The organism is Rhizobium sp. AQ_MP, from assembly GCF_014237835.1.
Classification (GTDB): Bacteria; Pseudomonadota; Alphaproteobacteria; order Rhizobiales; family Rhizobiaceae; genus Allorhizobium.
In genome coordinates, this window is the sequence record NZ_JACJVI010000006.1 from 136,910 (window position 1) to 158,019 (window position 21,110).

The window sequence follows — 21,110 nt, forward strand, 5'->3', positions numbered from 1 at the left end:
TATTCGATGGCCTGTTATCGAATGGTTAGGGTTAACGTCGCGTAAACGTGGACCTGTGCTTTGTCCCGGGGGTGGAGCCGAAAACGGTCGGATCGGGGTTAACCCTTGAGTTACCATGATCCTTTACCTTCCCGAGAAAGATGTTCCGGGAGTGTATGATGCCGAGTGTGGACCGCGATCAACATGATGTCGATATCGACCTCGCCCAGCTCTTCCGTGCCGTATGGGAGAGGAGGGGGCGCATTCTCGCGGCCACCGCTCTCGTTGGCGTGCTGGCCTTTGTCGGCGCGAACGCCATTTCGCCGACCTACAAGGGTGATGCCAAACTGCTGATCGAGCCGCGTGAGCCGAACTTCTCGGCTTCGGGAACCGCATCCGCCACCGTCGAGCCAATGCCCGACGAACTGAATATCGCAAGCCAGGTCCAGCTCTTGCAGTCCGTCGATCTGATCAAGCAGGTGGCCCGCGACCTCAAGCTGCACGAGCGCACCGAATTCGATCCGGACTCCAGCCCGTCTGTCGTGACCGACTTCCTCGTGCTCTTCGGACTGAAGAGCAATCCGCTGGAGCTTCCGCCGGAAGAGCGGGTCATCAAGGCCTTCAAGGAAAAGCTCGCCGTCTATCAGGTCGACAAGTCTCGCGTGATCGGGATCGAGTTTACATCGGAGGATCCCAAACTCGCGGCTCAAGTCCCGAACACGATGATGGACGTTTACCGCGCGCTGCAGAGCGGCGCCAAGCTCGACAGCAATTCCGATGCCGTCCGCTGGTTGGAGACCGAGATTGCCAACCTGCGCGAGAAGGTGCGCGAAGCCGAGCAGAAGGTCGCCGAGTACCGCTCTTCGGCGGGCCTGATGTCTCTTGGCGCAGATCAGAGCTCCTTCAGCAGCAAGCAGCTGTCCGATATCTCGACAGAACTCGCGCGGGTCCGCAGCGAACGCGCGAGTGCCGAAGCGACGGCGGCAAACCTGCGCGAAAGCATCAAGGCCGGGAAGTCGACCGAGACCCTGGACGCCATCGCGCGCTCGGAATCGATACAGCGACTGAAGGCGACGGAATCACAGCTGCGTGCGCAGATCTCCGATCTGTCGACACGGCTGCTCGACGGCCATCCGCAGATGAAGGCATTGCGCGCACAGCTCGTCGGCATTCGCGAACAGGTTCAGTCGGAATCGCTGCGGGTCGCCGCGAGCCTCGATAATGAAGCAGCCGTTGCCCGGGAGCGCGAAACGCAGCTGCTGGCGCAGCTCAACTCCTTGAAGGCGGACACCGCCAGAGCCGGTGAAGATGAGGTCGGTCTGAAGTCGCTCGAGCGCGAAGCGACCGCCCAGCGGCAGCTCTTGGAAACCTATCTTGCCCGCTATCGCGAAGCATCATCGCGTCTCGACAAGAATGCGAGCCCCGCAGATGCGCGCGTGATTTCGACGGCAATCGAGCCACAGGAGCCAAATTTCCCGAAGGTGGTACCGATTACCATCGTGGCGACCCTTTCGACGATGATTCTTGCGGCAGTCGCCGTGATGCTGGCTGAACTGTTCAGCGGCAGGGCCCTTCGCTCCCCGGCAGTGGGCGCATCGGTGCCGACCCGCCGCGAGGAGGAGCCTGTTCTTGAAAGCGTGGAAGAGCTGGGACCACAACGAAAGACACGTGCGCCAGCAGATGTGCCGGCGAGCCTGCTGAACATCGAGCCGGATGACGAACTGGTCGAGGAGATGCAGGAGGCGGTGACGGCCGAACTCCCGGTAACCCATGCCACCGAGGACGATGATGAGTTCTCGATAACCTCGGTCGCGGATTACCTGGCCGAACAGAACACGCGCATTGCCTTCGCGATTTCTCCCTCGGGAGACGATGGTTCGCTCGGCACCGTGGCACTTGCGCGCGAACTCGCAGATCGCGGCAGCCGTGTGGCTCTCGTCGATATGACGGGCTCTGGATGCCCCACACGACTGATGGCATCCTGGCGCGACCTTGCCGGCATCACAGACCTGTTGACCGGGGAAGCCGCGTTCGCCGATTGCATTCATCCGGACCGCTCGTCCACGGCCGACATCATTCCACAAGGCAATGCCGACATCCGGCAGGCCATGCGTGGAGCAGACCGGCTGGCAATGATCGTGGACGCGCTGGCTGACGTCTATGACATCGTGCTAGTCGAATGTGGTCCCGCCAATGCCCAGGGCGTCGCCCGGTTGAGCCGCAACGGTCGTCACGAGATCATCCTCTCGGCGCCGGAGCCTCAGGCGGCCGAACTGGCGGAGATCATGGTGGCATTCGAGGACGTCGGCTACAAGGACCTCGTTCTGCTGTCGGTCAAGACACCGCCAGCCCGCGCCAAGCGCAACGCTGCATGAGATCTCGACCGTGAGCAGCTTTGCCGAAGCTCAGTCGTCGGCTTTGCCCGACGACGGGATGGTGCCCTGCGCGCGCAGCCGCTGAATCAGCGCATAGAGATGCGGGTTGCCCTTGATGAAGGACTTGGTCCGCGTCAGGCTGCGATGGGTCATGGCCGCAAGGTGGCCGGCTGGTCGGAGCGGCACCAGGACATCGTGATGGACTGTCTTGATCGTACACCAGCGCCGCTTGTAATCCTGATCGCCGATGCCGAAGTCGAACAGGGCTGCACCATCCAGCGCGCTTTGCTCGATGACGAGCCAGAACAGAAGCTCACCCGGACTGGCTTCGGCCATCAGGCTGTCGTCGATGGAACCAAACTGGCAGATGACATGGTCCCCCTTGCGGGACAGACCGGTGATCGCCGCAATCTTCCCGTCGTGCTCGCCCTTCAGTCGGATTGCATGCAATTCGAGCGGCACATCGGTTGTTCCCTGGTTCCGCTCGAGCAGCATGTGAAAGAAAGCCTGTGTCTCGGCCGGTTGAAACACATTCGGTAGCCCGACCGTCGCAAAGCGCTGCGCCTTCTGCTGGAAGAACAGTTCGAGTAGGGCTTTCTGATCGCCAGGCTGTTTCGGCCGGACATGATCAAAGCCGCCGACCGCCTCCAGCTTGCGAAGTTGCGCACGGTACTTTTTACGACGGCTCTTGGCATTGAGCTGTGCGATGGTGTCTTCCATCGTCGGGGCGAGAGGCAGCTGGAACGAAGCATTCTGGTTGAGGACGTGCGGCAGATCCGCGAGCGGGTGCCTTTCCCCGCGCCAATCCAGCGGCATGTTTGTCAGGCTGAGCAGGTCGGCATGGTTGCGCAGCACCCCGATTAGGAGCGCCTCCAGCTCCCGTCCGGCGATCTGTGGTGCAGCGGATCGGAATGCGGCACTGAAGAGACCGCTGTTGAAATTGGTGAAGGCAGAGCCGATGAACTGGGCACTGCGGACAAAGTAGTGTCGTTCAATTTCGAGCGGCAGCAGAAAGGCGACAGTGTCGTTGAGGCGTGCTTCGACGATGGCCAGCGGGTGACCGTGGGTTTCAACCCAGGCTCGGCACCAGTCGTAGCTTTGGTGCAAGGAGTTCCAGGGATCGGCCTCAAGCTGCCGCCAGATCCGTTCGAGCGGTGCCATGCGATGGTGCACGGTCAGGGAGAGACGTCCGGCTGAGGTGTCGAGGGTTGCTTCATTCCGCTCGACAGCATTGCCGTCATCACGCAGCTCTTCGGCGAAAGCCATTGCATCATGGCGCATATGGGCCCGCATGTACCCTATCCCGTCGTGTTTTTAAGACCAGCCGGAACTTAGGCCGACACTGCCAACAAACGGTTATCGGTAGAGGCTCGGATGGCCACGACGCAACGCCAGGGTAAAGGCCGGGTTAATCCGTGTCCTTCTTCTTGAAAGGGCCGGCCATCCACTTGATGACGAGCATTGCCGGAACGACCCACAACAGGCCTGTCAGCAGGAAGTAGAGAAGATGCGCCCACCAGGGCGCCGTAGCCAGCGTGGCCGTGGCGATCGTGGTCGCGAGCAGGGCATAGATCGACACGATCAGGATGATCAGGATCGTTCCGATGAAGGATCTTAGTTTCGGGCGCCTCGTCATGCCTCTTCCTACTCGACCTGGCGGTCCGCTGCGACGCGACCGCTTGCCGCAAACCGGCGGGCTTGTTTTGCACGCCCGACTGATGCAAATCAACGGGCGAAAAGAGGATTGACGAATGACAGCTGTGTTGACCGGAACCGAGTTGCAGGTGCGCAAGGATATTGCCCGCGTGGACGCCGATCGCAAGGCGATCCGCATCTGGCTGGGTGTGGTGATCTTTGCGCTCTTCTGTCTCGTGCTGGTGGGGGGCGCAACGCGTCTCACCGATTCCGGCCTGTCGATCACCCAGTGGAAGCCGATCCATGGCGTGATTCCGCCGCTGACGACCGAGGAGTGGGAGCAGGAGCTTGAACTCTATCGTCAGATCCCGGAATACCAGCAGATCAACAAGGGCATGAGCCTCGACGAGTTCAAGTTCATCTTCTGGTGGGAATGGGCGCACCGCCTGCTCGCCCGCATGATCGGCCTGATCTTCGCTCTCCCGCTCGCCTATTTCTGGATCCGCGGCAAGGTCGAGCCCAGCCTGCGTGCGCCGCTCGTCGGGCTTCTTGCCCTCGGCGGTCTGCAGGGCTTCATCGGCTGGTGGATGGTCTCGTCGGGCCTGAGCGAGCGCGTCGATGTCAGCCAGTATCGCCTGGCCGTGCACCTGATGATGGCCTGTTTCATATTTGCAAGCTGTGTCTGGATCTTCCGCAGCCTCTTCCCGCATACCAATGACGCCGCACCCACGTCAAAAAGCCGTCTGTTTGCAGCGGTACTGCTTGTTATGACCTTCGTGCAGATCTATCTCGGCGCGCTCGTAGCTGGCCTCGATGCCGGCTTCAGCTACAACACCTGGCCGCTGATGGACGGTGCCTGGATCCCGCAGGGCCTATTCGTTCAGGCACCAGCCTGGATCAACCTCTTCGAAAACCCGAAGACCGTTCAATACATCCACCGCATCGGCGCCTATGTCCTCTGGGCAGCAGCACTTCTGCACATGATCCAGAGCCTGCGGGCCGCCCCGCAAACCACCCATGCCCGCCGCAGCGTGGTGCTCTTCGTCCTCATCAGCATCCAGGCGGTCATTGGCATCGTCACGCTCGTCACCCAGGTGCCGCTGCATGCGGGCGTGACGCACCAGGGCATGGCGCTCGTGGTGCTCGCCTTCGCGGTTGCGCATCTTCGCGCCTTCTACGGCGAGCGCCAGAAGCCGGTTCTCGTCGAGGTCCGCGACTGAGCTATCCGAAGCGATAGGCAGAATAGGGCTTTCCGAGGAACTCGCCCCGGAACACTTGTCGCCCCCCATCGCTGCCGGCCGCACCCGAGGCGACGAATAGCGGGACGAGGTGATCGTGGTCGGGAACATGGCAGGCCAGCGCATCCGGGTTCTGGTCCCAGGTTGCGAGAGCATTCGCGCGCGCTTCGCTATCCGTTGACGCAACCGCCTGCGTCAGCCAGTCGTCAAAGCGGATCGCCTGTTGCACATGGTTCGGTTCGGCCTGCCGGAACATCCGCATGTTGTGATAGCTCATTCCCGAAGCGACAATCAGCACGTCTTCGTCGCGCAGCGGCGCGAGCGCCTTGCCGATCGCCACATGGCTGTCGACATCAAGCGTGTTCTTCAGTGAGATCATGGTGATCGGCACATCCGCTTCCGGATAGACCAGCATGAAAGGGATGAACACGCCATGGTCGAAGCCGCGGCTGCCATCTTCCGCACTTTCGATCCCGGCCTCGGAAAGCAGCATCCGGGCCCGGGCTGCGAGATCCGGCGACCCGGGGGCAGGGTAGGAGAGCTCGTAAGTATGCGGTGGGAAATTGTAATAGTCGAAGAGCATGCCAGGCCTCGCACACGTGCTCACCGTCGGCACCGGTTCCTTCTCCCAATGGCCGGAGACGACAAGCACGGCCTTCGGTCGTCGCCCGATCTCGGAGTCAAGGCCGCGCAGGAAGGTGCCCAGATCGTCCCAGGGTGCCCGGCCTTCGGCATCACGCGGAAATTCCATGAATGGCCAGGGGCCACCGCCATGGGGAATGAAGTAGACGGGGAAACGTTCGCTCATCGGAGTGCCTCACTTTCAGGGAGAGACTACCATCCCTGATCGTCCTCCATAACCACTCGGAAGAGCGACATTTCGTTCAAAAAATGAACGATCATCCATGGCCAGCGACTCTATTCCGGCTTGTGGCACACCGCCTCGATGTTGTGTCCATCGAGATCAAACACGAAGGCGCCATAGTAGTTGGGATGGTAGTGCGCACGGATCCCGGGCGGACCGTTGTCGGTCCCGCCAGCGGCAATCGCTGCTGCATAGAAGGCGTCGACGGCGGCACGGCTCTCGGCCATGAAGGCAATATGCAGCGAACCTTTAGTGCGCCCGCCTGTCCCTATCCAAAACGACGGCTTGCCGTTGAGCCCATAGCCTGCGCCCTCATAGGTGCCGCCGGTCTCTTCCGCCGTGACCGCCATCACGCAGGATGCGCCGATGGTCGGCATGACGGCATCGTAGAACGACTTGGCTTTCGTGTAGTCCGCAACCGACAACCCAATATGATCCAGCATGACTACCTACCTTTTAGGACGCCGGTTTTAGGCCGAGAGCATCAGATCCATGTTCTGCACGGCCGCCCCAGACGCGCCCTTGCCGAGATTGTCGAGCAAGGCCACCAGATTGACGTGCGCGCCACCAGGCGCGCCTAAGACGAAGAGCTTCATGGTGTCCTTACCCGCCAGCTCCTCGGCATCAATGCGCGGCAGCTTCGCGCTTTCAGCGAGCGGGACGACGCTGACGATGTCCTGACCCGCATAATGGGCGACGAGTGCCGCGTGAATGCTCTCGAAAGTGGTGCCCGAAGCGAGATCATCGAGGAAGAGCGGCACCTGCACGATCATGCCCTGCGGGAAGCGACCGACGGAGGGGGCAAAGAGCGGCGCGCGGTCAAGCAGGCCATGGGTCTGCATTTCCGGCACATGCTTGTGCTTCAGCGTCAGGCCGTAGAGGAAGTTGTTTGCAGCCAGATGCTCGGGATGATCAGTGTCTTCCATCTGCGCAATCATCTGCTTGCCGCCGCCGGTATAGCCGGAAACAGCATTGACCGACACTGGATAGCCGTCCGGCAGGATGCCGGCGGCGCGCAGCGGCCGGATGAGGCCGATCGCACCGGTCGGATAGCAGCCTGGATTGGAGACGTAGCGCGCTGTCTGAATTTTCGCCTTCTGCGCCTTGTCCATTTCGGCAAAGCCATAGGCCCAGTCCGGATGGACACGGAACGCCGTCGAGGCGTCCAGAAGGCGGACATTGTTGTTGGCCGCCGTCATCTCATGGGCCTGCTTCGACGCGTCGTCAGGCAGGCAAAGGATGGCGATGTCGGCGCTGTTCAGCATGTCCTCCCGCATCTTCTCGTTCCGCCGCTCGGCTTCCGGGATGGACAAAAGCTCAAGATCACGGCGGTCGGCCAGGCGCGTGCGGATCTGCAGACCCGTTGTGCCATGTTCGCCGTCGATGAAGATCTTCGCTGCCATTTGTCTAGTCCCGTCAGAGATTTGGAGGAGAGAGCGGACTCATTTTGTGAGTATGTTGAATCAGTATGTCAGGCGCGCGTCGCAAGCTTTTCGGCGCGCAGGCCCAGCATATACATGGCAACCGTCGCACCGGCAATTGCGGTGATGTCGGCGTGGTCATAGGCAGGTGCCACTTCGACGATGTCAGAGCCGCGGATGTCGAGAGGGCCGAGCTTGCGAAGGACCGAGAGGATCTTCGCGGACGAAGGCCCGCCTGCGACCGGCGTGCCGGTGCCCGGTGCGAAAGCCGGATCCAGGCAGTCGATATCGAAGGTGAGATAGGTCGGTGCCGATCCGACATGCGAGAGGATCGCATCCGCAATCGCTTGGGAGCTCATGTCCTCGACCTCCCAACCATGCAGGATCTTGATGCCAAAATCCTCGGGCGCATGGGTCCGGATACCGATCTGGATCGATTTCGTCGGATCGATGACGCCTTCGCGCACCGCGCGGCAGACGAAGGAGCCATGATCGATCCTCTGACCGTCGTCGTCCCAGGTGTCCTGATGCGCATCGAAATGCACCATCGCCAGCGGCCCGTGCTTCGCCGCATGGGCTTTCAGAAGTGGCCATGTGACGAAATGGTCACCGCCGAGCCCGAGCAGATAGGCGCCCGAAGCGATGATCTCGGCTGCCTTCTCTTCGATCAGGGAAGGGGTCTTTTGGTGGTTGCCGAAGTCGAGCAGCACGTCGCCGTAGTCGGTGACCGCCATCTGCTCGAACAGATCTCGCGAGAAGGGGTATTGCGGGTCGTTGTCGAAGATCGCCGAGGCGCGGCGGATCGCCTGCGGTCCAAAGCGCGCGCCAGGGCGGTTGGAGACAGCCGCGTCAAAGGGAATGCCGAGCACGACCGCGTCGACATCGGTGAGATCCTTGGAATACATGCGCCGCATGAAGGACAGCACGCCCGCATAGGTCGGGTCGGTCGCAGCGCCCTTAAGGGCTTTGGCGGTGAACGCGTTGTCGATCGTCTTGCTGGCCATGAGGTCTCTCTCGGTGGGAAATTTGATCAAATTATACAGCTCGTGCCCATGGTCAAGCACGAAGGCGGGGGAGGGGCCGTCATCCGGTCATCGAAACAAAAAAAGGCGGAGCCGAAGCCCCGCCTGATTTCCGTGTCCGGTTGTCCAGCGATTAACGCTTGGAGAACTGGAACGAACGACGGGCCTTGGCCTTGCCGTACTTCTTACGCTCGACAACGCGGCTGTCGCGGGTCAGGAAGCCACCCTTCTTCAGGACCGAGCGCAGGCCCGGTTCGAAGTAGGTGAGGGCCTTCGAGAGACCATGACGGACAGCGCCGGCCTGGCCGGAGAGACCGCCGCCGTGAACGGTGGCGATGATGTCGAACTGGCCGTCACGAGCAGCTGCGACGATCGGCTGCTGCAGGATCATCTGCAGAACCGGGCGTGCGAAGTAGGTGCGGAACTCGCGGCCGTTCACGGTGATCTTGCCGGTGCCCGGCTTGACCCACACGCGGGCGACTGCGTTCTTGCGCTTGCCGGTGGCGTAGGAGCGACCCAGCGAGTCGACCTTGCGGACGTGAGCCGGAGCTGCGTCCTGTGCCGGGGCAAGGTCCTTCAGGGAAGAAAGATCGGCCATACTTAGGCGCTCCTTGTGTTCTTGGCGTTCAGCTTGGCAACGTCGAGAGCGACGGGCTGCTGGGCTTCATGCGGGTGGTTTACGCCGGCGTAAACGCGCAGGTTCTTCATCTGGCGACGGCCAAGCGGACCGCGCGGGATCATGCGCTCGACGGCCTTCTCGATGACGCGCTCCGGGAAGCGGCCTTCGATGATCTGGCGAGCCGTACGCTCCTTGATGCCGCCCGGATAACCGGTGTGCCAGTAGTACTTCTTGTCGGCATACTTCTTGCCGGTGAAGACGACCTTTTCGGCGTTGATGACGATGACATTGTCGCCGTCGTCAACATGGGGGGTATAGGTGGCCTTGTGCTTGCCGCGCAGGTGCGTGGCGATGATGGTGGCGAGGCGGCCGACAACGAGCCCTTCGGCGTCGATGAGGATCCACTTCTTCTCCACCTCTGCAGGCTTCTGAACGAAGGTAGACATTGAGGTCTCTTTCCGTATGGTCCCGCAATCCCGTGAAACGGCAACTGCAGGCGTTTCTTGTTGCTTGGTTCGCGCCGCAATCGACGCAAAAAGAAAGCGGTCCGAAGGGCCGCGTTCTGTGCAGGGGTATAATCGCACCACCAATCGAGGTCAAGAAGGCGCCGGCCGGCATGTGTGTCGAATAACCACACGAATTCAATGGGTTGGCAGTGTGGTATTATTTTACCGCACTTTCCGCTGCATTCTCGGGCATTGGCAGAGATATGTGAGCGCTAACGGAAAGATTTGTTCCAACCGCCAGTGGAAATGGAATGGGTGTGCCATAGAATCCATCGCAACCTCAGATTTTGCTAATATTGGCATGAACATAATGAAAACATAAACCGAACGTATCGGCGAATGCCCAACGGAGATCGCCATGACGCTCGAACGCCGCATTTCGCTCATCACTCTCGGCGTCGCAGACGTCGCGCGAAGCACCGATTTTTACGCCAGGCTCGGATGGAGCAAATCTTCGGCCTCCAATGACAATGTCACCTTCATACAGCTGAAGGGGACCGTGCTTGGTCTCTTCTCTCGGAAGAGCCTCGCCGAGGACGCCCATATCGAAGACACGCCTCCCGGCTTTTCCGGCGTGACGCTCGCCTACAACGTCACAAGCGAGATCGGCGTGGATGCCGTGGTGAAATTCGCCGTGTCCTGCGGTGCCCGCCTGGTGAAGCAACCGCAGAAAGTCTTTTGGGGCGGCTATTCCGGCTACGTCGCCGATCCGGATGGTCATCTCTGGGAAATCGCCTATAACCCGTTCTTCCCGCAGGATGAGCATGGCCATGTGGTCCTGCCTGTGTGATCCTTCGAATTCTAGCGATTTCGCTTGGCACCTGTTAAGCGGCTTCGCCTAGACTTTCATGTGGGACAAGATGGATGGGTAGACCACGGGCCCTGGCGGGCCGGGAGGAACGTCCATGAACCACGACACCTACCTCAACAGCTATCTTGCCGATATTCTTGTCGCGGCCAAGAACGTGGCCGTGCTGGGTGCATCCCCGGACGACAAGCGTCCAAGCCACTGGATATCGGGCTTCCTTCTCGGCAAGGGATATCATGTCTTCCCGGTCAATCCCCAGCATCGCGGTGAGTTGATCCTCGGGCAGAGGGTCTATGGTACATTGGCCGAGATCGAGGAGCCCATACACCTTGTCGATGTCTTCCGTCGTTCAGAGCATCTGGGAGCGATCGTCGAGGAGGTCCTGGAGATGCGGCCTCTCCCTTCGGCCATCTGGTGTCAGCTGGGCGTAAGAGACGATGCGGCAGCGGCCAGAGCGGAAGCTGCCGGGATAAAGGTCGTCATGAACCGCGCGCTGGTATCGGAATATCCCCTGGTCTACGAGCGCCTGCATGCGACGGCGCAGCGGGGACATGCCGCCTGACGGATAAGGTTTCTCAGAACCGCACGATCGGCTTGCCGAAGCCGAAGGAGCGCGACTCGGGATCGAAATCCTGGCAGTTCAGAACCGGACAGCGAGCCGCGTCGCGCGTGGGCACATAAGCACGCTCGGCATATTCGTGCGGATCGCACATGGCAGTCCGGGTGACGTACCGATCGTAAAGCGTCATGCCCTTCACCCGTGTCGAGGGATAACGCAGAATGACGGCGCCCTCGTTGAGGACGCGCTCGCGCACCTGATCGCATGTGAGGGCGGTGGAGTTGTAGCGCGAGATCGCAAGCGCCGGCTGGGCCAGCAAAATCGATGCGACGGTCGCGATGGCAAGCTGTGTCGTGCGCATGTCGGTCCTCCTTCAGATGGCTTGGTCAACGTGTATCCGGGCAGTGCGGTTCCGCCTTGTTGTCGAAGACGCCCACACCATCTAAGTCTCATCTCAGCACAGAAAAGGAGAGGGAGATGGCCGATCACGATCACTACAGCGCGGACGAGCTCAGGGACATCCTCGTTAATGTTCGAACCATCGCGCTTCTCGGCGCCTCGCCCAAGCCCGATCGGCCGAGCTTCGGCGTCATGCGCTTTCTTCTTTCAAAGGGCTATACGGTATATCCGGTCAATCCGGGGCAGGCCGGCAAGGAGATCCTCGGTCAGACCGTCTATGCGACCATGGCCGACATCCCCCAAGCAATCGACATGGTCGATGTCTTCCGGGCGCCTGAGTATCTCGGGGAAGTGGTGGCCGAATCGCTCGCCCTGCAGAACCGCCCGAAGGTCATCTGGGGTCAGCTCTCCGTGCGCGACGACGAGGCCGTGAAGCCAGCGGAAGCCGCCGGCATCCGAGTGGTCATGGATCGCTGCCCGGCAATCGAAATCCCAAGGCTCGGTCTCTGACGCGTCAGGCCTCGATCAGCAGATCGGGGTTGGCTCTTAGGGCGTTCAGCGTATCGGCATTGCCGCAATATTCGACAAAGGTCCGCTCGGCCTTGCCCTGCTGCAGATGGTTGCGGCAGGTGTCTTTCGACGAACACTGGGCGCAGGTGACCTGCATGTCACGGAAGACGTGGCGCATGCGATACTCGACCTCCGCCGGATCGATGTTCAGGGCCCGCATCATCGCCGGCATCTCATCGGCGGCATGCGGCCAGGCCTTCACAAGAGCCAAGAGCTGATGGCTGCTGAGGCCGCAATCCTCGGCCAGTGCCTCGACCTCGGCATCGGATAGGCCGGCGAGCATGTCGCTTTCGGAGGCGTGTTCAAAGCCCTGGGCGAACCAGGAGAGGATTTGCTGCACGGTGTGGCGGACCGGATCGGCGATCGTCAGTGTCATGGGGCTCTCCTTTGACTGTGAAGGAGAATGACAGGGGCGCGCCATTGCGCATTGACTTCGATCAAGCAGAATTTTCCTGCCGACAGGGCTCACTTTGGAATAATCCTGGCTGACATCGGTGGACGAGTGACTATGATCCGGCCCGAAGTCATCAAGGGAGGACCACAATGTCGGAGAAAAACCCGGGTTTCGCAACGCTTGCCATCCATGCGGGTGCCCAGCCGGACCCCACGACAGGCGCACGCATCACGCCGATCTACCAGACCACGGCCTACGTCTTCAACGACAGCGATCATGCCGCAAATCTCTTTGCGCTGAAGGAGTTCGGCAATATCTACACCCGCATCATGAACCCCACCCAGGGCGTTCTGGAAGAGCGGGTCGCAGCCCTTGAAGGCGGTACGGCAGCGCTCGCGGTCGCCTCGGGCCATGCCGCCCAGCTCCTCATCTTCCACACCCTGATGCAGCCGGGCGACAACTTCGTCGCGGCGAAGAAGCTCTATGGCGGCTCGATCAACCAGTTCGGCCATGCCTTCAAGAATTTCGGCTGGCAGGTGCGCTGGGCCGATCCCGCCTATCCGGAGAGCTTCGCAGCCCAGATCGATGAGAAGACCAAGGCCGTCTACATCGAAAGCCTGGCGAACCCTGGCGGCACCTTCGTGGATATCGCCGCGATTGCCGACGTCGCCCACCGCCACGGTCTGCCGCTGATCGTCGACAACACCATGGCTAGCCCCTACCTCATCCGCCCGCTGGAGCATGGCGCCGACATCATCGTGCATTCGGCCACAAAGTTCCTCGGCGGCCACGGCAATTCCATGGGCGGCATCATCGTCGATGGCGGCACCTTCGACTGGTCGGTCAAAGCGGGCAAGTATCCCATGCTGTCGGAGCCGCGCCCGGAGTATAATGGCGTCGTCCTGCACCAGACCTTCGGCAATTTCGCCTTCGCCATCGCCTGCCGCGTGCTTGGCCTGCGCGACCTCGGGCCGGCGATCGCGCCGATGAATGCCTTCCTCCTGCTGACAGGCATCGAGACGCTGCCTCTGCGCATGCAGCGCCACTGCGACAACGCCATGAAGGTCGCGACCTGGCTGAAGAGTCATCCGAAGGTCGCCTGGGTCAATTATGCAGGCCTTCCCGACGATCCGAACAATGCGCTCCAGAAGCGTTATTCCCCGAAGGGCGCCGGTTCTGTCTTCACCTTCGGCATCAAGGGTGGGCTGGAAGCCGGCAAGGCGCTGGTTGGCGGGCTGAAGCTCTTCTCGCACCTGGCGAACATCGGCGACACGCGCTCGCTGATCATCCATCCGGCCTCGACCACCCATGCGCAGCTCACCGAAGCCCAGCAGATCGCCGCCGGTGCTGGACCTGACGTCGTGCGCCTCTCGATCGGTATCGAGGATGCCGAGGACATCATCGCCGATCTCGAACAGGCTCTGGCCTCTGCCTGACCATCCAAAGGCGGCGCTGTACGGACAGCGCCGCCCCGCAATTCGGAGAGCATCATGAGCCTTGTCTTGCCGTTTGATCCCGCGACCGCCACGCCGGAAGAGGGTGCTCCAGCCCCTGATCGCCTGATCTCGGGTGATCCGCGCTTCACCACCTGGAACATCGAGGAAGCCGAAGGCGGCGTCTATGCCGGGATCTGGCAGTCGACGCCGGGCAAGTGGCGGATCGTCTACGACGAATGGGAATATTTCCACATTCTCGAAGGGCACTCGGTTGTCACCGAGGACGGTGGAGAGCCGATCCATTTGAGAGCCGGCGACCGCCTGATCCTCAGACCCGGCTTCAATGGAACCTGGGAAGTGCTTGAAACGACTCGCAAGGACTATGTCATCAGGCTCTAGCTCGTGGCCTTCATTCGGGCCGCGATAGCTTCATGCTCCGCGACCATGGCCGCGTCTTCTGCTGAGACCTTCGCAATGCTGGCACGGCCGCCGATCCGCTCCATGTAAGCCTGGAATGCTGGGCGTGCCTCGACCAGACCGAACATCGTCGTCCAGCGCAGCGCGATTCCCCAGAGCAGATCGGCCGCCGTGAAACGTTCGCCCAGCAGATACGGTCCCTTCTTCAAGGTCTCATCCAGGAGGTCGATCAGCGACTCATAGCTGGCATAGGGCGTCTCGTTCATCGATCCCGGCTCGCGCTTCATGTAACGGTCCACCACCGCCGGTTCGAAGCAGCTTCCATAGATGAACAGCCAGCGGACATAGGCGCCGCGATCGGGATCAGTCAGCGCCGGGGCAAGTCCTGCTTCCGGGAAAAGATCCGCGAGATAGAGGTAAATTGCGCCCTGTTCGGTGACGAACGTGCCATCGACACGCACCGCCGGCACCTTGCCGAGCGGATTGATCGCCAGGTAGGCATGCTGGCGCTGCTCGCCCGTCTTCATGTTCAGCACATGGAGATCATAAGGCACCTTGAGCTCTTCCAGCAGCACGCGCGCACCGGTGGCGCGGGTCTGGGGCGAGTAGAAGAGGGTGATTTGATGGTCTTTGCTCATTGGAAGTCTCCCATTTGGAAATTGGATGTGCCGTTTGGCGACGAAGGGAGATTACGCCACCATACCTGTCAGAGTGTGTCAGGTTGGTTTAGTATGATGCCCGATAGGGAGATTTTCCGATGCGGGCGAGCCGGCTCATCAACATCCTGACGACGCTCCAGGCAAAGGGGCTGGTGACGGCCGAGGCACTGGCCGACGAGAACGACGTTTCGGTGCGCACCATCTATCGCGACATCGATGCGCTCACGCTTTCGGGCATCCCCGTCTACAGCGAGCGCGGCTCGGACGGCGGCTACCGGCTGCTGGACGGCTATCGCGTGCGCCTGAACGGCCTCACGCCAGCCGAGGCGGAGGCGATGTTTCTATCCGGTATTCCTGGTGCCGCTGCCGATCTCGGCCTGGGGTCGCTGATGGCCGGCGCCCAGAAGAAGCTGACGGCTGCCCTGCCGGAAGACCTGCGTGAAAGCGCGCGGCGCATGCAGCAGAAATTCCACCTCGATGCGCCGGCCTGGCTCGCCGAGGGTGAACAGCCCGTCTATCTGCAGGCTATTGCCGATGCCGTGTGGAACTCCAAGCGCATCCGCATGCGCTACCGCTCCTGGAAGGCGGAAAAGAACCGCGTGGCCGAACCGCTCGGCATCGTGATGAAAGGCGGCGCATGGTATCTCGTCGCGCGGGTCGAAGCCACGCCGCGAACCTACCGCATTTCCCGCGTGCTCGACCTGATCGTGACCGAAGAGCGCTTCGACTGGCCGAAAGACTTCGATCTCGCAGACTACTGGACCGAAAACACCCGCCGCCTGGAGCTCGAGCTTTACCCGAACTGGGCCGTGATCCGTCTCTCAGCCTGGGGGCTCAAAGAGATCGAGCATATGGCACCGCCCTACGTCCGCGCCCATCTCGAATTCATCGGCGAAACCGACGAGCAGGGCAAGCGGACCGTGCGGCTGCCCGTGGCCCATGAGCGCATGGCCGTGTCCGAGATGCTGAAGCTTGGAACCGAGGTCGAGGTTCTCGAGCCGCCGGAACTGCGGCACGCCATGCGGCGGACGATCGAAACCCTGATGGGGCGCTACGGCGAAACGCCCGGCCTCAGCCGGCCCGACCTTACCAGGTAAGGTCGAACCGCTCCAGCCCGTGGAAATGATAGACATCCTTCACTTGAGGAGCCTGCGCGATCTTCAGGCCCGGCAACCGCTTGAAGAGCAGCGGCAGCACGATGTTGAGCTCGAGCCTTGCGAGAGGCGCGCCGATGCAGAAATGGATGCCGGCACCGAAGGAGAGATTGGCCCCTTCGTCGCGACCCGGCTTGAAGGTCAGAGGCTCCGGAAACTTCTGCGGATCGAGATTGGCCGCGGCGAGGATGAGGCTCACCTTGTCGCCACGCTCGAAAGACACACCGTCGATCTCGCAGGGCTCCAGGCACCAGCGCTGGAAGATATGCACCGGCGCGCAGATCCTGAGTGTCTCCTCGACGGTGCGCTCGGTCGTTTTCTCGTCGGTAAACAGGGTTGCCGGATCGATGCCGCTGTCGAGGATGACCCGCACCGAATTGCCGATCTGGTGCACGGTGGCCTCATGCCCGGCATTGAGCAGCACGATCGTCGTCGAGATCAGCTCGTCCTCGGTAAGGAACTGGCCCTTGTGCTCGGTATGGATCATGTGGCTCAGGAGATCGTCGCGTGGCTCGGCGCGACGCTCCGCGATCACCGTGCGCACGTAATCGGCAAACTCCTTTGCCGAGCGGTCTGCCGCCTCCTCGTCGGCGCGGGTCCGCTTGAACATGTACATGCCGACATAGTCGTGGCTCCATTTGAGAAGCTGCGGTCCCATCTCCTCGGGGATGCCGATCATCCGGGCAATCATCGTCACCGGAATGATGTCGGCAAACGTGGACAGCAGCTCGGTCTTGCCGTCCTTCTCGAAGCCGTCGATCAGCCGGTTAGCGAGTTCTTCGATCTCGCCTGTCATCTTCTCGACATGGCGGGAAACGAAGGCGCGGTTGACGAGCGTGCGAAGCCGCGTGTGTTCCGGCGGCTCGATCTCGAGCAGCGAATGCTCCTCGGCCTTGTCGAAATGGCGCGTATGGGCGGCAGGCTCGGGCAGGCCGAGCTCCTCGCGCGTCGCGACATGCAGGATCTGCCGGCCGAAGCGCCGGTCACGCAACAGCGCGTTCACATGATCGTAGCCGGTAAAGAACCACTGCTTCTGCTCTTCCCAGAAGAAGGTCGGACAGCTCGCATGCAGGGCCGCATAGGCGCGGTTCGGATCGCTGAAGAAAGCCGGATCGCGCGCATCCAGAGAGACGCGACGGGTGGTGGGGTCGATGGAGAGATAGGTCATTGCGTGTGTCATGCCCTCTGTTTATCCCCTCGACGCCGTTCCGCAAGGGGAGAGGGCCACATCAGTCGTGGAGTTTGTTCCCGACCGCTGCGATCCGCTTCAGGACAGCCACCTGCCGATCAGCCTGGGCGTCGAGGCTGTCGCTGTGGGCAGGAGGAACGGTCACGACATGTGCGCCGGTTTTCACCGACGTGCGGTTCCGACCTTCTGCCTTGGCGGCGTATAGAGCGGCGTCGGCCTGCGCCATCATCGTCTCAAGATTGGCCGTTGCCAGTGGCGCCACGGCAATCCCGACGCTGGTCGTGGCATGGATGCGCTGGGTCTCCGCATCGATTTCGCGCTCGGCAAAGGCCATGCGGACCGTTTCCGCAAAGAGAGCCGCATCCTTTGGTTCATTGACGGCAAGCACCGCCGCGAATTCTTCGCCACCGGTTCGACCAAAGGCGGCCCGCTGGGGCAGATGCGCCTTGCAGGTTGCCGAGAATTCGAGGAGCACCCGATCGCCGACCTGATGCCCATGCCGATCGTTGACCTGCTTGAAGTGGTCGAGGTCGAAGATGATCATGGCGATCGCGGACGAGGGCGCAGTACCGACGAGTTGCTCAAACGCGTCTGAAAAACCGCGCCGGTTGAGCGCCCCTGTCAGCGGATCGGCGCGTACCAACGCCTGGAGCCTTTCCTCCGAGCGGTCCATCATCATCTTGGCAATCAGCGTCATAGCAGTGACGAAGGCAATGAGACCAACGATGCTGACGGCGACGGCAAGGGTCATCTCGGTGAAGCTCCGCGGCATGATACGCGTTGCCATATAGGCGAAGACGAGGCAGGCGCCAGCCTGCAGGAACCAGACTGTTCCAAGCATGCGCCGGTATCGCCGCGTGGAGAAGGTCCCGGTGAGCGTGATCGCCGCCAGCGCCACCAGCCCGGCCGCTGCCGCAGTATTGTAGATTGCCATTCGGTAGCCGAGCTCTGCGGTGAGCATGGGCACGGCATTACCTCCAACCCAGATGGCGGCGGGCAGAGCCACATAGGCGGGAACTCTGCGTCCGTCGAAGGCGCAAAGCGCTTGCCCCCAGCATACGAAACCGAGAAGCGACAGCGTATTGCCGACATGAATGGAGATGACGGCAGGGATCTGGTCCCTCAGGCCGACCATGCCAAGCCCCACGGCTTGAAGCAAAAAGCCGAGGCCGAACCAGAGGAAATGGCGCTGGTCGCGGGCATGAAGCCATATGGCAAATAGCAAAATCGCCAGCGTTCCGGCCTGGATGACCCAGAGCAGAAACGCGGTCTTCACGTCGATCACGATCGGAGTTCCTGAAACAATCAAAAGTATATCGCCCGAACCATGGCGGAGACTGGTTAACCAGTCCCTAGAATGTCGAGGCCATAAACCGCCATGGACCCGGCCGCAGCGAAAACCGATTACCGAAATTTCACCAAGTTAGCGTCATCTTGTGTGCGGAGTGGTGTCGCACGACGGCTCTCCTCAGGAAATGCCCGATTTTCCCGGGTTGACACGACTTACCGCGTGTTCCGACCATTAAGGATATCCCGTCCTCGTGTCTTGAATGTCTGGGTGCGGACACTCTATGTAGGGATTGACAGAGATTACGTGATTCCCGCCACCGGATGTGCCGGGGAGAGGCTTGAAAAGGACCGACATGAGAAATCCCGTTGATACCGCTCTCGCTCTGGTGCCGATGGTCGTCGAGCAGACCAATCGTGGCGAGCGCTCCTACGATATCTTCTCCCGACTGCTGAAGGAGCGGATCATCTTCCTGACGGGCCCGGTCGAAGACACCATGGCCTCGCTCGTCTGCGCCCAGCTTCTCTTCCTCGAAGCCGAAAACCCGAAGAAGGAAATCGCGCTCTACATCAATTCGCCCGGCGGCGTCGTCACCTCAGGCATGGCGATCTACGACACCATGCAGTTCATCCGCCCGGCCGTGTCGACGCTGTGCATCGGCCAAGCCGCGTCGATGGGTTCGCTGCTGCTCGCCGCCGGTGAGAAGGGCATGCGTTTTGCGACCCCGAACTCGCGGATCATGGTTCACCAGCCTTCCGGCGGCTTCCAGGGCCAGGCTTCCGATATCGAACGCCACGCTCGTGACATTATTAAGATGAAGCGTCGTCTGAACGAGGTTTACGTCAAGCACACGGGTCGCACCTATGAAGAGGTCGAAACCACGCTTGATCGCGACCACTTCATGGAATCCAGCGAAGCCAAGGACTGGGGTCTGATCGACCGTATCCTGACCTCGCGTGCAGAAATCGAAGGTGCTGCACCTTCGGCATAATGCACTGCCCCGCCCGGGGATGTTTGCCGGACACGGCAGACGTGATCTGAAGCGGGGTTTAATCTCGGCGCAAAAGCGCTAATAGTTAGATTAAGGCTATGTTGAATCTTTGTGACATAGTCTGCCGAGACTGAGAGTTTTCGTTGCCGCCGCTCCGACATGGGTCGGGTCGGCTAGTAGCTCCGGATCGGAAGAGGTTTCCACCAAAGGCGGCGGCGGAAACCGGACAGTGTGAGTGACCGCCCTGCCGTGACTGCGGTGGCGCGGCGTGCTGGAAGGATAAAGACATGAGCAAGGTCAGCGGAAGCAACGGCGGTGACTCCAAGAATACCCTTTATTGTTCCTTCTGCGGCAAGAGCCAGCACGAGGTCCGCAAGCTGATTGCCGGACCGACGGTGTTCATCTGCGATGAATGCGTCGAACTCTGCATGGACATCATCCGCGAAGAGAACAAATCTTCGATGGTCAAGTCCCGCGACGGCGTTCCCACGCCGCAGGACATCATCAAGATCCTCGACGAATACGTCATCGGCCAGAAGCAGGCGAAGAAGATCCTGTCGGTGGCCGTGCACAACCACTACAAGCGTCTGTCGCACGCCTCGAAGGGCGGCGACGTGGAACTGGCGAAGTCGAACATTATGCTTGTCGGCCCGACCGGCTGCGGCAAGACCTATCTTGCCCAGACGCTGGCCCGCATTATCGACGTCCCCTTCACCATGGCCGACGCCACGACGCTCACCGAAGCCGGTTATGTCGGTGAAGATGTCGAAAACATCATCCTGAAGCTGCTCCAGGCCGCCGATTATAACGTCGAGCGCGCCCAGCGCGGCATCGTCTACATCGACGAAGTCGACAAGATCTCCCGCAAGTCGGACAACCCCTCGATCACCCGCGACGTGTCGGGCGAGGGCGTCCAGCAGGCACTGCTGAAGATCATGGAAGGCACGGTTGCATCTGTTCCGCCGCAGGGCGGCCGCAAGCACCCGCAGCAGGAATTCCTGCAGGTCGACACGACGAACATTCTGTTCATCTGCGGCGGTGCGTTTGCCGGCCTCGACAAGATCATCTCCGCCCGTGGCGAGAAGACCTCCATTGGCTTCGGTGCGACCGTCAAGGCGGAAGACGATCGTCGCGTCGGGGAAGTCCTGCGCGAACTGGAGCCGGAAGATCTGGTCAAGTTCGGTCTCATCCCGGAATTCATCGGTCGTCTGCCGGTTCTGGCAACGCTCGAAGACCTCGATGAGGATGCGCTGATCCAGATCCTGTCGGAGCCGAAGAACGCGCTCGTCAAGCAGTATCAGCGCCTGTTCGAGATGGAAGACGTCGAGCTGACCTTCCACGAGGACGCCCTGCGCGAGATTGCCCGCAAGGCGATCACCCGCAAGACCGGCGCGCGTGGTCTTCGCTCGATCATGGAAAAGATCCTGCTCGACACGATGTTCGAACTGCCGGAACTGGAAGGCGTTCGCGAAGTCGTCATTTCCGACGACGTCGTCAACGGCAATTCCCGCCCGCTCTACATCTATGCCGACCGTCAGGAAGAGAAGGCCAACGCCTCCGCCTGATGACGGCGATCTGCCAAGGAC

23 protein-coding genes are annotated in these 21,110 nt (G+C 61.1%); 10 read left to right on the forward strand and 13 right to left on the reverse strand.

Features of this window, described 5'->3' with window-relative positions; translation table 11 throughout:
- Positions 1–158 precede the first annotated feature (158 nt).
- Positions 159–2,354: an exopolysaccharide transport family protein gene (locus H6M51_RS11845; protein WP_185810057.1), complete on the forward strand. Its 2,196-nt coding sequence runs from the start codon at positions 159–161 to the stop codon at positions 2,352–2,354.
- Between the two features lie 30 nt (positions 2,355–2,384).
- Here H6M51_RS11845 and H6M51_RS11850 read toward each other — a convergent pair whose 3' ends face one another.
- Positions 2,385–3,647 carry a GNAT family N-acetyltransferase gene (locus tag H6M51_RS11850; protein ID WP_185810058.1) on the reverse strand — a complete coding sequence of 421 codons (1,263 nt, stop codon included), beginning with the start codon at positions 3,645–3,647 and terminating at the stop codon, positions 2,385–2,387.
- Positions 3,648–3,762: 115 nt separating this feature from the next.
- Entirely contained in the window at positions 3,763–3,990 is a 228-nt protein-coding gene (locus H6M51_RS11855; RefSeq protein WP_185810059.1) for a DUF2842 domain-containing protein, read from the reverse strand.
- Positions 3,991–4,105: 115 nt separating this feature from the next.
- On the opposite strand from H6M51_RS11855, the gene H6M51_RS11860 reads away from it, so the two are divergent.
- Positions 4,106–5,209, forward strand: coding sequence for a COX15/CtaA family protein (locus H6M51_RS11860; protein ID WP_185810060.1), 1,104 nt, complete (start codon positions 4,106–4,108; stop codon positions 5,207–5,209).
- 1 nt (position 5,210) lies between these two features.
- Here H6M51_RS11860 and H6M51_RS11865 read toward each other — a convergent pair whose 3' ends face one another.
- The 6 genes from H6M51_RS11865 to rplM form a co-directional block, all read right to left on the reverse strand.
- The gene (locus tag H6M51_RS11865) at positions 5,211–6,035 is read right to left on the reverse strand and encodes a class III extradiol ring-cleavage dioxygenase (protein WP_185810061.1); all 825 of its coding nucleotides are present in this window, start codon (positions 6,033–6,035) and stop codon (positions 5,211–5,213) included.
- 110 nt (positions 6,036–6,145) lie between these two features.
- Complete coding sequence (locus H6M51_RS11870; RefSeq protein WP_185810062.1) at positions 6,146–6,535, reverse strand: VOC family protein; 390 nt, start codon at positions 6,533–6,535, stop codon at positions 6,146–6,148.
- A 27-nt stretch (positions 6,536–6,562) separates the two neighbouring features.
- Complete coding sequence (gene argC, locus H6M51_RS11875) at positions 6,563–7,495, reverse strand: N-acetyl-gamma-glutamyl-phosphate reductase (RefSeq protein WP_185810063.1); 933 nt, start codon at positions 7,493–7,495, stop codon at positions 6,563–6,565.
- 68 nt (positions 7,496–7,563) lie between these two features.
- Positions 7,564–8,517, reverse strand: coding sequence for an agmatinase (speB, locus tag H6M51_RS11880; protein WP_185810064.1), 954 nt, complete (start codon positions 8,515–8,517; stop codon positions 7,564–7,566).
- 151 nt (positions 8,518–8,668) lie between these two features.
- The gene (gene rpsI / locus H6M51_RS11885) at positions 8,669–9,133 is read right to left on the reverse strand and encodes a 30S ribosomal protein S9 (protein WP_185810065.1); all 465 of its coding nucleotides are present in this window, start codon (positions 9,131–9,133) and stop codon (positions 8,669–8,671) included.
- A gap of 2 nt (positions 9,134–9,135) precedes the next feature.
- Positions 9,136–9,600: a 50S ribosomal protein L13 gene (gene rplM / locus H6M51_RS11890; protein WP_185810066.1), complete on the reverse strand. Its 465-nt coding sequence runs from the start codon at positions 9,598–9,600 to the stop codon at positions 9,136–9,138.
- Positions 9,601–10,018: 418 nt separating this feature from the next.
- Here rplM and H6M51_RS11895 point away from each other — a divergent pair, with 418 nt between their 5' ends.
- Positions 10,019–10,450 (forward strand): VOC family protein, encoded by a 432-nt coding sequence (locus H6M51_RS11895; protein WP_185810067.1) that lies wholly within the window; start codon positions 10,019–10,021, stop codon positions 10,448–10,450.
- A gap of 115 nt (positions 10,451–10,565) precedes the next feature.
- Positions 10,566–11,030, forward strand: a complete 465-nt coding sequence (locus tag H6M51_RS11900) for a CoA-binding protein (RefSeq protein ID WP_185810068.1) — start codon at positions 10,566–10,568, stop codon at positions 11,028–11,030.
- Between the two features lie 13 nt (positions 11,031–11,043).
- Here the strand turns inward: H6M51_RS11900 and H6M51_RS11905 are convergent, their stop codons facing one another.
- The gene (locus H6M51_RS11905) at positions 11,044–11,388 is read right to left on the reverse strand and encodes a hypothetical protein (protein ID WP_185810069.1); all 345 of its coding nucleotides are present in this window, start codon (positions 11,386–11,388) and stop codon (positions 11,044–11,046) included.
- A 116-nt stretch (positions 11,389–11,504) separates the two neighbouring features.
- On the opposite strand from H6M51_RS11905, the gene H6M51_RS11910 reads away from it, so the two are divergent.
- Entirely contained in the window at positions 11,505–11,936 is a 432-nt protein-coding gene (locus H6M51_RS11910; protein ID WP_185810070.1) for a CoA-binding protein, read from the forward strand.
- Positions 11,937–11,940: 4 nt separating this feature from the next.
- On the opposite strand, the gene H6M51_RS11915 is transcribed toward H6M51_RS11910, so the two are convergent.
- Positions 11,941–12,372, reverse strand: a complete 432-nt coding sequence (locus H6M51_RS11915) for a DUF6455 family protein (protein WP_185810071.1) — start codon at positions 12,370–12,372, stop codon at positions 11,941–11,943.
- A gap of 167 nt (positions 12,373–12,539) precedes the next feature.
- On the opposite strand from H6M51_RS11915, the gene H6M51_RS11920 reads away from it, so the two are divergent.
- Together H6M51_RS11920 and H6M51_RS11925 are read left to right on the forward strand one after the other, a co-directional pair.
- The gene (locus H6M51_RS11920; protein WP_185810072.1) at positions 12,540–13,826 is read left to right on the forward strand and encodes an O-acetylhomoserine aminocarboxypropyltransferase; all 1,287 of its coding nucleotides are present in this window, start codon (positions 12,540–12,542) and stop codon (positions 13,824–13,826) included.
- A gap of 54 nt (positions 13,827–13,880) precedes the next feature.
- Positions 13,881–14,225, forward strand: coding sequence for a cupin domain-containing protein (locus tag H6M51_RS11925; protein WP_185810073.1), 345 nt, complete (start codon positions 13,881–13,883; stop codon positions 14,223–14,225).
- Here the strand turns inward: H6M51_RS11925 and H6M51_RS11930 are convergent.
- Positions 14,222–14,881: a glutathione S-transferase family protein gene (locus H6M51_RS11930; protein WP_185810074.1), complete on the reverse strand. Its 660-nt coding sequence runs from the start codon at positions 14,879–14,881 to the stop codon at positions 14,222–14,224. The genes H6M51_RS11925 and H6M51_RS11930 overlap by 4 nt on opposite strands.
- Positions 14,882–15,000: 119 nt before the next feature.
- On the opposite strand from H6M51_RS11930, the gene H6M51_RS11935 reads away from it, so the two are divergent.
- Positions 15,001–15,999, forward strand: coding sequence for a YafY family protein (locus tag H6M51_RS11935; protein ID WP_185810075.1), 999 nt, complete (start codon positions 15,001–15,003; stop codon positions 15,997–15,999).
- Here H6M51_RS11935 and H6M51_RS11940 read toward each other — a convergent pair.
- Complete coding sequence (locus tag H6M51_RS11940; RefSeq protein ID WP_185810076.1) at positions 15,989–17,236, reverse strand: cytochrome P450; 1,248 nt, start codon at positions 17,234–17,236, stop codon at positions 15,989–15,991. The two genes, H6M51_RS11935 and H6M51_RS11940, sit on opposite strands and share 11 nt — an antisense overlap.
- Before the next feature lie 49 nt (positions 17,237–17,285).
- Positions 17,286–18,530, reverse strand: a complete 1,245-nt coding sequence (locus H6M51_RS11945) for a GGDEF domain-containing protein (RefSeq protein WP_185810077.1) — start codon at positions 18,528–18,530, stop codon at positions 17,286–17,288.
- 358 nt (positions 18,531–18,888) lie between these two features.
- Between H6M51_RS11945 and clpP the strand changes: the two genes are divergently transcribed.
- Positions 18,889–19,524, forward strand: a complete 636-nt coding sequence (clpP, locus tag H6M51_RS11950; protein ID WP_185810078.1) for an ATP-dependent Clp endopeptidase proteolytic subunit ClpP — start codon at positions 18,889–18,891, stop codon at positions 19,522–19,524.
- A gap of 287 nt (positions 19,525–19,811) precedes the next feature.
- Complete coding sequence (clpX, locus tag H6M51_RS11955; protein WP_006727556.1) at positions 19,812–21,089, forward strand: ATP-dependent Clp protease ATP-binding subunit ClpX; 1,278 nt, start codon at positions 19,812–19,814, stop codon at positions 21,087–21,089.
- Positions 21,090–21,110 lie beyond the last annotated feature (21 nt).